Source organism: Bradyrhizobium sp. 1(2017), from assembly GCF_011602485.2.
In the GTDB taxonomy this organism is placed as follows: Bacteria; Pseudomonadota; Alphaproteobacteria; order Rhizobiales; family Xanthobacteraceae; genus Bradyrhizobium.
In genome coordinates this window covers 6,819,240-6,832,045 of sequence record NZ_CP050022.2, presented here as the reverse complement: position 1 = coordinate 6,832,045, position 12,806 = coordinate 6,819,240, and the positions used below count along the sequence as shown (strand labels likewise).

The following is a 12,806-nucleotide window of genomic DNA, read 5'->3' as shown; positions in this document are numbered from 1 at the left end:
GGAGGAAACAATGACAAAAAGCGAATCCGACACAGGCTACCTCCGCAGCGAAGAAGCCTATCTGGCTCACGTTCGCAGCTTGCAGGCCGCGGTCTGGCCGAGCGGCGTTCCCAAGGAGCCGGTCTTTCCGCTCGGGCGCCGGCCGTTGACGCACTACCTTCGCGAATGGGCACGGCGGCAGCCGGACAAGGCGGCAGTGCTTTTCTACGGCCGAGCCATGAGCTACGCCGAGCTCGACCGTCTCAGCGACCAGTTTGCCGGCCTCCTGAACCGTCTCGGCGCGCGCAAGGGCGACCGGGTGGCGGTGTTCCTGCCGAACTGCCCGCAGTTCTACGTCTGCTTCTTCGGCATCCTGAAGGCCGGCTGTGTCCACGTGCCGGTGAACCCGATGTTCACCCGGCCTGAGCTTGCCTATGAGATCAACGATACGCAGGCGCGCATCGTGATTGCGCACGATCAGCTTGCCGCTCTCGTCGAGGAGGTCCGCCAAGAGTGTGGGGTCGAGCATCTGGTCGTCACCAGCTTTGGCGATGCGCTGGGTGCCGAGCCGGAAGGGCCGCTGCCGCCCGCGCTGACGGCGCCGCGGGTTGCGATCCCCAATTCGATCGACCTTATGGGCGCGCTCGCAAAGGAGACCGCCGCGCCGCCGCAGGTCGATGTCGCCATCGACGATATCGCGGCCCTGAATTACACGGGCGGCACCACCGGCATGCCGAAGGGCTGCGTTCATTCGCAGTTCGACATGCTGTTCACGGGCGCCGTCATGGGGTCCGTCTCCATGACGGTCACTTCCGAAGACGTGGTCATCAATTTCTGGCCGATCTTCTGGATGGCGGGCGAGGACCTCGGCATCATCCTGCCGATGGTAACGGGCGCGACCTGCGTGTTGATGGCCCGCTGGGATGCGCAGGCCTACATGTATGCCGTGCAGCGCTATCGCGCGACGGTCTCGAACATGGTCGTCGACAACGCGGTCGAGATCATGAGCCGGCCCGATGCACGCGACTATGACCTCAGCTCGCTGCGGGAAGTGATGGTGGCCTCGTTCGTCAAGAAGCTCAATCCGGTCTTCCGCGATGGCTGGCGCAAGCTCACGGGCACGACGCTGCGGGAAGCCGCCTGGGGGATGACGGAGACGCATTCCTACGACGCCTTCAATCGCGGCTGGCAGGATGACGATCGCGATCTCAAGCAGCGTCAGATCTTCTGCGGCATTCCCGTGCCGCAGACCGATTTCAAGATTATGGAATTCGGATCGGACAGGCTGCTGCCGCTCGGCGAGGAGGGCGAGTTGTGCGTACGTACGCCCTCGCTCCTGAAGGGCTATTGGAACAAGCCGGATGCAACGGCCGAAGGCCTCGTCAACGGCTGGCTGCGGACCGGCGATATCGGAATGATCTCGGAGCGAGGCACTATCCATTTCCTCGGCCGGCGCAAGGAGATGCTGAAGGTGAAGGGCATGAGCGTCTTCCCGTCGGAGATCGAGGCCGCGCTCGGCCAGCATCCGGACGTGACGGGGAGCGGTGTGATCGGGCGGGTGGACGAAACTCGTGGGCAGGTGCCGGTCGCCTTCGTTACCGTGCTGCCGGAGCGCAAGGGTACGACGACTGCCGAGGTGCTTGCTGCCTTCTGCCGGGAGCGCCTTGCGGTCTACAAGATCCCGGAGATCCGGATCGTCGACACGTTGCCGATGACGGCGACCGGCAAGGTCAAGAAGGAAGAACTCGCTCAGCTTTATGGCTGAGCGAGTTGTCAGGTTGGATCTTTCTTGACGGCGTTACTTCTTGAACGCCTTGCATTCGCTTTCGCTGACCGGGATGAAGGCTTCCGATCCCGGCATCTTCTTGACTAGCGTGATCAGGTCGGTGGCGCCGCTCATCGTTCCCGGCTTCTTCGCTTCGGCATAGTAGACGTCGCGCATCAGGCGTCCGTCCTCGCGGATACGGGCGCCCGAGGTGAAGAGATCCTCGACCGGCGTCTCCTTCATCTTCGCCAGCACCGCTGTCGTATCCGTGGTCCCGGCCGCCTTCACCGACTTCAGATAGTGCAGGACTGCGCTGTAGACGTTGGCCTGCGGATCGCTCGGCATCTTGCCGAAGGCCTTCTTGAAGCGCGCGGCGAAAGCCTTGGTCTGGTCGTTCTCGTCCCAGTAATAGCTCAGGACCAGCGGCATGCCCTGCGTCGCCTCGTTGCCGAGCGCGTCGATATCGACCGTCGTCAGCGAGAACGGCACGAAGCGCTGGCCGGTGCGTTCGATGCCGAACTCGGCGGTCTGCTTGATCGCGTTGGTCATGTCGGCGCCGCCGCCGATAAAGCCGATGTTCTTGGCGCCCGAGTTCTGCGCCTGCAGCAGGAACGAGCTGAAATCCGGCGTGTTGAGCGGGAAGCGCACCGCGCCGACGAATTTGCCGCCACTCTTCTCAATCATCTTCTGGGAGTCGCGCTCGATCGAGTGACCGGCCGCGTAGTCAACCGTCAGGAAGAACCAGGACGTCGGCTTGCCGTCGGAGGCACCCTTGATCGTCAGGTTGGCGACTTCGTATCCGTCATTGGCCCACTGCATGCCGTTAGGCGAGCAGGACTTGCCGCTGATGTCGCGGCTCGACGCCATGGAAACGACCAGCAGTTTGTTCTTCTGCTCGGCGATGCCCTGCACGGCGAGCGCAACGCCGGAGCTGTAGATGTCGAAGATCGCATCCACGCCTTCGGTGTCGAACCAGCGCCGGGCGATGACCGAGCCGACATCCGGCTTGTGTCCGTGGTCCGCGGAGACTATCTCGATCGGCTTGCCGAGCAGGGTGCCGCCCATGTCTTCAATGGCGAGGCGAGCTGCCGCGACCGATCCCGGCCCGGTGATGGCGGAATAGACCGAGGCCTGGTCGTTCAAAATGCCGATCTTGACGGGCTTGTCTTGGGCCGAAGCAACGCTCATGCATGAGAGGGTCGCCATCAGCGCAACTGATGCGAGTGTTGATCTCGTCCGCGTCATTTTCTTCCTCCCGATGTTTTTGAACCGATGTTGCGGTCCAAGGTTTCACGGAGGTCTATATATGTCAATATCTTTACATGAATGCGCCGCCCGAACCCTTGACGGTATTTAGTACCTGTCGGATGGATTGTCGCAGGCTGCAATCGGTGACGTGAATGCGGACGCGCGTGCCGTGCCTTTACGCCAGCAGAAGCTCGACGGTGGGCTGGGCCAATCGCCAGCGATGCAGGACCTCACGCGTATCGTCGCCGGAGATGCGGGCGGATCGCAGTGTAGGCGGCGTGCGACTGAGGCGCGGCGCCGAAGCGGTTGCGTCACATTGTTGGTGTTGCGTGCGACATTGTGCGGATCGTTCGCCGCCCCATCCCAGTCGAGCACGGGCGCGATGCAGGTGTCGTCGATCCCCAGCAGCCCAACCCATTCGGCACGGCTCCGCGCGAGGTCAGTGGTTTCGTCTGGAAGGTCGAGACCGAGCCTGGCAGGCGCGTTGTCTGCTTCACTGGACCGAACGGCCGAAAGGTTGCTTTTCTCATGCCTGATGTTCGAGTTCTAAGCCCGGCTCGTGCCAATCCATGACGCATAATCTTCCCTCATAGGACATCGTCACATAGGCCTTGCGTCGATCCTGGCCTCCGAAGCAGATATTCGTCACGAGAAGATCCGGTACCGCGTGATAAGAAACCTGTCCGTCGGGCGTGATTTCGGCAATAGAGCAGGTGTCCAGTGCGGCAACGCAAATGCGTCCGGATGCAGATACGGCCAGGCTGTCGAAGCGCTTGTAGCCGTCGAGACCTATGACAAGCCGGCCGCCATTCGGCGACGGCCACGCGACATGCTGGACTTCGCCAGGGCCAGTCACGTCCCAGGCCCAGAGCCGGCCAGAATCAGTCTCCGCAACATAGAGAACTGAGCCGTCTGGAGAGAGCCCAATCCCGTTCGGCCCGAAGAGGCCTGAAATGACCTCCCGTATTTCGGACCCGTCTGCGCGTGCCCAGTAGACGTAGCCGCGGTCGAGCTCGCGGTCGCGCCGTTTGCCGTGATCTGTGAACCAAAAACCTCCGTGGTGGTCGAACACTAGATCGTTCGGCCCCTTTAACTGGTTTGCTCCGCAATGATCGTACAGCCGGTCGATCTTCCCGGTCACTGGGTCAACGATTTCGATACGGCCTCCCGAATAGTTCTTGGCCTGGCCGTGAGGACGAAACGTTCCGCCTTCTCGGACCCAGTTGAAGCCGCCGTTGTTGCAGATGAACACACGGCCATCGGGACCAATCGCGGCGCCATTGGGGCCACCAGGCACCGATGCAACGATCTCGGAGCGGCCGTCGACGGTGATCCGCGTCAGCGTCTCGCGCGCGATTTCCACGAGCAGGATGGAGCCATCCTCCATCGCGATGGGCCCCTCGGGAAACTGCAGGCCGTCAGCGATAATTTTCAAGGTTTCCCCCCTTAAGCGCGCTTGCTTGCGTGCCTTTTTGCTCTTGTTTGTAGGATTAGACTCGCAAAATGATCTTGCCGATGTGGTCACTCGACTCCATGAGGCGATGCGCTTCGGCAGCCTCTGACATCGAGAAGACATGGTGTATTTCCGGCGCGCATTGGCCGGCATCGAGTTGTGGCCAGACCCGATCGAGCAGCTCACGGGCGATCGTCGCCTTGTCATCGGCAGTCCGCGGTCGCATTGTCGAGCCAGTTATAGTCAAGCGCCGGGACACGATCTGGGTGAGGTCGATCTCGTTGGCGATGCGACCGCCCATGAAGCCGATGATTACCAGCCGGCCGCCCCGCGACAGGCTCCGCACATTGGCGGCTGCGTAATCTGCGCCAACCATGTCTAGGATGACATCGACACCGTTCTTGCCGGTGAGCTTGGCAATCTCCGCCTCGAACGAACTGGTTCGATAGTTGATGGCGGCATCGGCTCCGAACGAAAGGCATGCATCGCATTTCGTATCGGATCCAGCCGTCGCATAGACTGTGGCGCCGATCGCTTTCGCAAGTTTGATCGCCGTGACGCCGATGCCACTAGAGCCGCCGTGGATCAGGACGCGCTCGCCGGCGGCTAACCGACCGATCTGGAACAGATTGGCCCATACCGTGAAATAGGTCTCGGGAAGGGCAGCTGCTCGGATCGCATCGAAGCCGCGCGGAAAACGTAGTGCCTGGCCTGCTGGTACGGTGCAGTATTCAGCATAGCCGCCACCGTTAGCCAGTGCGCAGAGACGATCGCCGATCACGACTGTGTCGACGCCCTCGCCCAGGGCGATCACCTCGCCGGCAACTTCGAGGCCGATGATCGGGCTCGCGCCGGGTGGGGGAGGATAGACGCCGCGACGTTGCTGCACGTCCGGCCGATTGACGCCGGCGGCTTCGACGCGGAGCAGGATCTCGCCGGGCGCCGGCCGAGGCACCGGCCCTTGTTCGAGGTGCAGAACTTCGGGACCGCCCGCGGCGGTGGCGGCGACGAACGACATCTTGTCGGGAAATGGCATTACGGATCGAGTCTCACATTGATCGAGGTTTAGTCGGCTAGCTTGTCCAGAAGCCCGGCGCCGCCACCGATGATGTCTTCAACAATGGCTTGGCGAGCCGCGGCGCCATCGCGCTGTTTCAGCGCTGTCAGCACGGAGCAATGAAAATGCTCACCCTTCGGGGGCGGCCATCCTTCTGGCCCCTTGTAGAGAAAGTTCAGAAAAGGCCCCATCTGAGTCCAGAGGCTTTCGACGACCCGGAACAGCCGGGGCATTTGCGCTTCGCGACATAGCCCGAGGTGAAACGCCTCGTTGCAACGAAGTGCGAGCGCGTAGTCGCCTTCGCGCTTTGCGGTGACGAGCCTTTCGTGCACATCAGCGAGCTCTTTGATTCCGGCTTGCGTGATGATCGCAGCCGCCCGCTCGGCGCCCAACCCTTCCGTTTGAGCGCGGATATCGCGAAGCTCGGTATAAACCGCACGCGTCGGTACCGGCACCGTGATCGAGTGGCCTGTTCGTAACTCCAGAACGCCTTCTGCAACCAATTGCAGCAGCGCCTCCCGTACCGGCGTCAGGCTTGTTCCGAGACGCAGCGCGATCTCACGGCCGCTCAGCTTCTGTCCGGGCTGAAGTTCGCCAACCATCAGCGCCTTGCGCAGCTGGTTGTAGGCCTGGCGGCTCAATGAGCTCCGCTCCACGGCCTCGAAGGCCTCGCCGACTGCCAGTGCCTCCTTCCGATTCATCCGCAATCCTCTCCATGGCGCCCGGTTGACACCGCATCGACTCACCGTCATATGATATATCAAATAAGATACACTCTGCAAAATACATTCAGGAGGAAGCGTTGAGTGAGTTGGCTAAAAAGCAGGCAGCCCCGTCCCTGCCGAACACCTCGGTTGCGGTCGCGATCGCCGAAAGCCTGCACCGGCATGGGGTTGAGGTGACCTTCGGACAGAGCCTTCCCTCCGCCATCCAGCTTGCGAACCCCCTGTTCGGGATCCGTCAGATCGCGTATCGGGCCGAGAATGCCGGGGGCGTGATGGCCGACGGCTATGCCCGCATTTCAAGGAAGGTCGGGGTCGTCACGGCTCAAAATGGGCCGGCCGCGACGCTTCTGGTCGCGCCGCTCGCCGAGGCCTTTAAGGCCTCAATCCCGGTGGTCGCCCTCGTTCAGGAGGTCGCGCGCAACACCTACGACAAGAATGCATTCCAGGAGTTGGACCATTTCGCGCTGTTCTCTGGCTGCGCAAAATGGGTGCGTCGCGTCGATCGCGCGTCACGCGCCGAGGATTATATCGATATGGCCTTCACCGCGGCCGCGACCGGTCGTCCCGGTCCCGCTGTGCTGCTCTGTCCCGCGGATTTTCTGAACGAGTTCGCCGATATCGCCCAGAAGCGTTCGGCCAAGCTTGGCGTTTTCCCGCTCGATCGCGTCGCTGCGGATCCCGCCCGGATCGAAGAGGTGGCTGATCTCCTGGCCAAGGCCAAGGCGCCGCTCGTCGTCGCCGGCGGCGGCGTCCATTTGTCAGGAGCGGCCGACGCGCTTGCGGCTCTCCAGGATGCTGCGTCACTGCCTGTTGCGACCACGAACATGGGCAAGGGGGCGGTGGATGAGCGTCATCCGCTGTCGCTCGGTGTTGCGGCCAACGCGATGGGCAAGCTCGGTTCGACCTATCATCTCAAGCCGATGATCGACCACGCCGACGTCATCCTTCTGATCGGCACGCGCACCAATCAGAACGGCACCGATTCCTGGACGCTCTATCCCAAAGGCGCGACCTTCATTCATATCGATGTCGACGGCAACGAGGTTGGTCGCAACTACGAAGCAGTCCGACTCGTCGGCGACGCCAAGCTCGCGCTCGAGGCCTTGACGGCCGCGATGTCCAAACGGGACCTGGGCGCGCGTCGCTCGGCGCGGGGAGCCGTTGAGAAGCAGATTGCAGACGGCAAGCAGGCATTCGCAAAGGGTGCAAGGTCGGTCACGTATTCCGACAGCAGCCCGATCCGGCCGGAGCGGGTGATGACCGCCCTCAATGCCGTCATGACGCCTGACACGATCATGGTGGCCGACGCGAGTTACTCCTCGCTCTGGGTCACCAATTATCTCGTCTCGCAAAAGGTCGGTCAACGCTTCCTGACGCCGCGCGGTCTGGCCGGCCTCGGTTGGGGCCTGCCGATGGCGCTCGGCGCGAAAGTCGCGTCACCCGACAAGCCCGTGATCTGTCTGACCGGTGACGGAGGCTTCGGCCATTGCTGGGCCGAGATGGAGACCGCCCGCCGCATGAAGCTGCCGGTCGTCCTGATCGTGCTCAACAACGGCGTTCTCGGTTATCAGAAGGATGCCGAAGACGTAAAATTCGGCGATCACACCGATGCTGTCTTCTTCGAGAATGTCGACCACGCGGCCATTGCGCGTGCATGCGGATGCGAGGGCGTCAGGATCGACCGCGTCGAAGATCTCCAGCCGGCGCTCGCGAAGGCTCTCGCTTCCGACCGGCTGACGCTGATCGACGTCATAACCGATCCGCAGGCTCGTCCGCCGATCACCTGGTACGAGGGACACTTCTAGTCCGAACCCGCGTTCCAGGGTCTGCGTCATGCTGGTTTTCGTGCAATTGGTCGTTTCAGGGGTGCTGCTCGGCGGCGTTTATGCGCTCGCCGCGCTGGGCCTGAATCTGATTTTCGGCGTCGCCAAGGTCGTGAACTTCGCCCATGGCGAATTCCTGATGCTTGGCATGTATGCCGGCTTCTGGCTGATGACGACGACGGGCATCAACCCGTATTTCGGGGCGCCGCTGATCGCGGCGATCTTCTTCGGCATCGGGCTTCTCTTCTACGCCGGCCTGATGCGGTTCACGATCTACAAGCCGGAGCTGACCCAGGTCTTCGCAACGTTGGGGCTCGGAATCTTGCTGCAGAACGCAGCGCTGATGGCCTGGTCGGCCGACTACCGGACCCTGCAGGTGATGCCGGCCGGATGGGACTCGCTGAACGTTCTAGGTGCCTTCATCCCGACCAATCGCCTGATCGCCTTTGCTTATTCCGTCGCGATCCTTGCGGCCGTGATCGTATTTCTTCGGACCACCTTCATCGGCCGCGCGATCGAGGCGGTTTCGCAGGACCTGATGTCGGCGCGGCTGATGGGAATCGACCCGAACCGCGTGTTTCTCATCACCTTCGGACTTGGCATTGCGCTCACGGGTGTCGCGGGCGCTGTCCTGGTTCCTTCTTTCTACGCCTTCCCGTCGGTCGGATCTTTCTTCGTGCTTGCGTCCTTCGTCGTTGTGGTGCTCGGCGGTCTCGGCAGCGTCGTCGGGACGATCGCAGGCGGTCTCGTTCTTGGGCTGGTTGAGACAACGGTCGGCTATTTCGCTCCCGACCTGAAGGAGGCGACGCATTTCGTCCTTCTCATCGGTCTGCTCACGGTGCGGCCGCATGGTCTCCTGGGTGTCAAGGGTGCCGAGAAGGAGACGCTGAAATGAGCCTCTCCCGCTATCTCGTGACCTCGCCGCGCGACCTCGCCGGTGCCGCAATGCTTCTCTTCGTTGCGCTCGTCCTGCCCTTCTGCGGGCTCGACGATTACTATGCCAACGTCCTCGTGCTGATCCTCATCTATGCGGGGCTCGCTTCGTCCTGGAATTTGATCGGCGGCGTTGCAGGCCAGTTTTCGCTCGGGCATTCGGCCTTCTTCGGCATCGGCGCCTACACTTCGACGCTGCTGTACAATTACGCCGGTATCTCTCCCTGGCTCGGAATGCTGGTGGGAGGGGCCATCAGCACGATCCTCGCTGTCGCGATATCCTATTCCGTCTTCCGCATGCGTGGCGTCTTCTTCGCCATGGCGACCCTCGCCGTCGGTGAGACCATCCGCATCCTGCTGATCTATTCGCGGAAATTCTTCGACCTGCCGTACAGCATCAGCATCAATTTCACGCCCGGCGTGGCGAACATGATCTTCGAGGAGCGCGCGACCTACGCACTTCTCGCCGGAGGCTATCTGCTCGCCTGCGTCGCAGCGACCTTCGTGCTGGTCAGAAGCTATGCCGGGTTTTACCTCAAGGCGATCCGCGACAACGAGGACGCGGCCGATGCCTCCGGTGTTCCCATCCGGCGCTACAAGCTGATTGCGTTCCTGCTCAGCGCGTTCCTGACTTCGATTGGTGGAACGCTGATGGCGCAATACGTCCTCTACATCGAGCCCGGCACTGTGTTCAGCGTCGAACTGTCGGTCGATCTGCCGCTGATGGCGATTCTCGGCGGCATCGGCACCGTCATTGGTCCCTTCATCGGCGCGGCCATCCTGATCCCGCTTCGTGAAATCCTGGTTGAGCAGCTCGGCGGGGCGCTGTCGGGAGCCCATCTCGTGATCTACGGATTCCTGCTGATCGTCATCGTGATCGTGTTGCCGCACGGCCTGATGGGTGGGTTGTCGAGTCTCAAAGAATGGGCCGGACGCAGGCGGCTGCCGGGCCGTGCCGCTCGGGAGACCGCACCATGAGCTTGCTGGACGTCCGCACCGTCACCAAGAAATTCGGCGGGCTCGTCGCCGTCGGCGAAGTCGATTTGCGGGTCGAAGCCGGCGAGATCGTTGGTTTGATTGGCCCTAATGGCGCCGGCAAAACGACGCTCTTCAACGTCATCGCCGGTGCGATGCGTCCGGAAGCAGGCGATGTCGTTTTCGACGGTCATTCCATCGTTGGCCTCAGCGCGGCTGAAATCTGCCGCCGTGGTCTGGCACGCACGTTCCAGATCCCGCAACCGTTCACAACGATGACGGTCGCCGAGACCATCATGACGGCTGCGTTCCTTCACGGCGCGGATGTCACAGCGAGCGAACGCGAGGCTCATATCGTCGCCGAGCGTGTTGGCCTTGGCGGTCGGGAACACGTTCTCATCCCAACGCTGACGAATGCTCAGAAGAAGCGCCTCGAAGTCGGGCGGGCTCTCGGGACGCGACCGAAGCTGCTCTTGCTCGACGAAGTCATGGCAGGCCTGAATCACGCTGAAGTCAGCCGCATGCTCGACCTGATTCGACGCGTGCGCGACGAAGGCGTGACGATCCTGCTCGTCGAGCACAACATGGAAGCCGTCATGGCCATCTCCGATCGCCTGATCGTGCTCGACGCCGGCCGCAAGATTGCGGATGGCGAGCCTCGCGCGGTGGTCGACGATCCCGCGGTCATTCGCGCCTATCTCGGTGACGACGTTCCGGAGGCGGTGGATGCTTAGCGTTCGGAATCTTCACGCCGGGTACGGCGATTCGGAGGTCCTTCATGGCGTCGATCTCGATGTCGAGAAGGGCGAGGTCGTTGCCATTGTCGGCGCCAACGGCGTCGGCAAGACAACGCTGCTCCGAACCCTTGCGGGGCTGATCAAGCCGAGTGCAGGCAATGCCACCTTCAAGGGACAAGAGATCGGCGGCCTTCCGGCGCACCGCGCGGTCGAAAGCGGGCTTGTCATGGTGCCCGAGGGGCGGCGGCTGTTTCCCCGGATGAACGTACGCCGCAATCTCGAGATCGGCGCCTACACCACGCGCGCGCGGGCGCGGATGAACGAGAATCTGGGCACCATCTACGAGCTGTTTCCGTTCCTCAGGGAGCGCGAGGCACAGCTTGCAGGAACGCTGTCGGGCGGCCAGCAGCAGATGTGCGCGATCGGGCGCGGACTGATGGCAATGCCGGACCTGCTGCTGCTCGACGAAGTTTCGCTCGGCCTCGCGCCCATCGCCGTCAAGCGCGTCTACGAAGCCCTCGGCCAGATTCGCGGTACCGGCCTCACGCTGGTCATTGTGGAGCAGAACGTGACGCAGGCGCTGCGCGCTGCGGATCGCGCCTACGTCATTGCCGGCGGGCGCGTCGTCGTCAGCGGTACAGGGCAAGAACTCATCAATAACGAAGATGTCAGGCGAGCCTATCTCGGCATCGGCCTGCACGAAAAGGAGGAAGCGAGCCTATGACTATTTCACGACGCCACTTCGTCAGCCTGACCGGCGCTGGTGCACTCACCTTGGCCGCGCCCGCCATTCGCACGGCTCAAGCGGCCTCGCCCGCCAAAATCGGTGTGCTGCTGCCGCTGTCGGGGCCGCTTGCCTCATTGGGCAACGACGTGTTGCGCGGCTTCCAGCTTGCCCAGAGCTTCGTCAACGCCAAGGGCGGCGTGTTCGGCGCACCGGTCGAGTTCGCCCAGGTTGACGTTCCCGGCTCGACCGAGGCCACGTCGCAGGCGCAGCGGCTGATCACCAGCGATCGCGTCAAGGTGATTATCGGCTCCTACGCCAGTGCGATCTCGTTCGCGGCAAGCCAGGTCGCCGAGCGCAACAAGGTCGTCTATTTCGAGCAGGGCGCGGTCGCCGACGACATCACCAGCCGCGGCTTCAAATACCTCTTCCGCTTCATCTATCCCTCGACGGAGCTCGGGCGGAAGTGCGCCGAATACGTCGTCGAGAAGGTGATCCCGGGCGTCGGCCTCACGGCTGCGAACGCCAAGGTGGCCATTCTCACGGAGAACTCAAATAACGGCACCGCCGTCGGCGCTGGCGCAAAGGCGTACCTCACGGAGAAGGGCATCAATCTCGTCGATCACAGCTCCTACGATTTCAAGACCAACGATCTCTCGTCGATGGTCCAGCGCTACAAATCGCTGGAGGTCGATATTCTGATCGCCGAGCAATACACACCCGACGCCATCCTTTTCTGGCGCCAGGCCCGCGAAGCCGGGCTCAAGCTGAAGGCGATGATCGGCAACGGCGGTGGTCACAATGTCGGCGACTTCGCCGATGCGCTGGGCGACGATGTCAACGGCATCCTCAACACCGGTACGTCGGTCTATATCAATCCGGACGCCCTGCAGCCGGATACCGCGGCGCTCTTCAAGCGCTTCCATGAAGAATATCCGAAGATGTTCGAGGGCCGGAAGCCTTCGGCACATTCGGGCATGGGCTTCAATGCGATGTACACCGTGCTCAACGACATCCTGCCGGCGGCCGGCGGCATGGACACCGAGAAGATCCGCGAAGCCGCGCTCGCTCAGGACAAGCCAATTGGGTCGTCGATTGTCGGCTGGGGTTTGAAGTTCGATCCCAAGACGCAGAACAACACGCGAGCCTTCCCGACCTACGATCAATGGCAGAACAAGCAGATCCAGTCGATCGGACCTGAGCCGTTCGGCATCGCGAAGAAGATCACGATGCCGCTGCCCGATTGGGGCCAGCGCGCCAACGTCGGTCAGTAAGAAGCCGGACGCAATCGATCTGTCGAGCCTGGCGGCATAGCCGGGCTTGGCAACGTATCGATCGAAACGAGAATTGTCTCGGACAAGCAAAATGATCAGTGGGGAATGCAGGT

The 12,806-nt window shown here is 62.3% G+C and carries 11 protein-coding genes; 7 read left to right on the top strand and 4 right to left on the bottom strand.

Going from position 1 to position 12,806, the window contains the following annotated elements; genetic code table 11:
* Nucleotides 1–10: 10 nt before the first annotated feature.
* A complete protein-coding gene (locus tag HAP40_RS32390; RefSeq protein ID WP_166813624.1) occupies nt 11–1,744 on the top strand; it encodes an AMP-binding protein in 1,734 nt (577 codons plus the stop codon).
* Between the two features lie 33 nt (nt 1,745–1,777).
* On the opposite strand, the gene HAP40_RS32385 is transcribed toward HAP40_RS32390, so the two are convergent.
* The 4 genes from HAP40_RS32385 to HAP40_RS32370 form a co-directional block, all read right to left on the bottom strand.
* A complete protein-coding gene (locus tag HAP40_RS32385) occupies nt 1,778–2,932 on the bottom strand; it encodes an ABC transporter substrate-binding protein (protein ID WP_166813626.1) in 1,155 nt (384 codons plus the stop codon).
* A gap of 586 nt (nt 2,933–3,518) precedes the next feature.
* Nucleotides 3,519–4,379 (bottom strand): SMP-30/gluconolactonase/LRE family protein, encoded by an 861-nt coding sequence (locus HAP40_RS32380; RefSeq protein WP_246741345.1) that lies wholly within the window; start codon nt 4,377–4,379, stop codon nt 3,519–3,521.
* Nucleotides 4,380–4,482: 103 nt separating this feature from the next.
* A complete protein-coding gene (locus tag HAP40_RS32375) occupies nt 4,483–5,481 on the bottom strand; it encodes an NAD(P)H-quinone oxidoreductase (protein ID WP_166813630.1) in 999 nt (332 codons plus the stop codon).
* A 29-nt stretch (nt 5,482–5,510) separates the two neighbouring features.
* On the bottom strand, nt 5,511–6,203 hold the full coding sequence (locus HAP40_RS32370) for a GntR family transcriptional regulator (protein ID WP_166813632.1): 693 nt from the start codon (nt 6,201–6,203) through the stop codon (nt 5,511–5,513).
* 101 nt (nt 6,204–6,304) lie between these two features.
* On the opposite strand from HAP40_RS32370, the gene HAP40_RS32365 reads away from it, so the two are divergent.
* The 6 genes from HAP40_RS32365 to HAP40_RS32340 are packed head-to-tail and all read left to right on the top strand — an operon-like array spanning nt 6,305 to nt 12,693.
* Complete coding sequence (locus HAP40_RS32365; RefSeq protein ID WP_166813634.1) at nt 6,305–8,032, top strand: acetolactate synthase catalytic subunit; 1,728 nt, start codon at nt 6,305–6,307, stop codon at nt 8,030–8,032.
* Nucleotides 8,033–8,060: 28 nt separating this feature from the next.
* On the top strand, nt 8,061–8,945 hold the full coding sequence (locus HAP40_RS32360) for a branched-chain amino acid ABC transporter permease (protein WP_166813636.1): 885 nt from the start codon (nt 8,061–8,063) through the stop codon (nt 8,943–8,945).
* Nucleotides 8,942–9,961, top strand: a complete 1,020-nt coding sequence (locus HAP40_RS32355; RefSeq protein ID WP_166813638.1) for a branched-chain amino acid ABC transporter permease — start codon at nt 8,942–8,944, stop codon at nt 9,959–9,961. The genes HAP40_RS32360 and HAP40_RS32355 overlap by 4 nt, the downstream gene beginning before the upstream one ends.
* Entirely contained in the window at nt 9,958–10,692 is a 735-nt protein-coding gene (locus HAP40_RS32350; RefSeq protein WP_208024859.1) for an ABC transporter ATP-binding protein, read from the top strand. The genes HAP40_RS32355 and HAP40_RS32350 overlap by 4 nt, the downstream gene beginning before the upstream one ends.
* Complete coding sequence (locus HAP40_RS32345; RefSeq protein ID WP_166819253.1) at nt 10,685–11,419, top strand: ABC transporter ATP-binding protein; 735 nt, start codon at nt 10,685–10,687, stop codon at nt 11,417–11,419. Before HAP40_RS32350 ends, HAP40_RS32345 begins: the two co-directional genes overlap by 8 nt.
* On the top strand, nt 11,416–12,693 hold the full coding sequence (locus HAP40_RS32340; protein ID WP_166813640.1) for an ABC transporter substrate-binding protein: 1,278 nt from the start codon (nt 11,416–11,418) through the stop codon (nt 12,691–12,693). The genes HAP40_RS32345 and HAP40_RS32340 overlap by 4 nt, the downstream gene beginning before the upstream one ends.
* Nucleotides 12,694–12,806 lie beyond the last annotated feature (113 nt).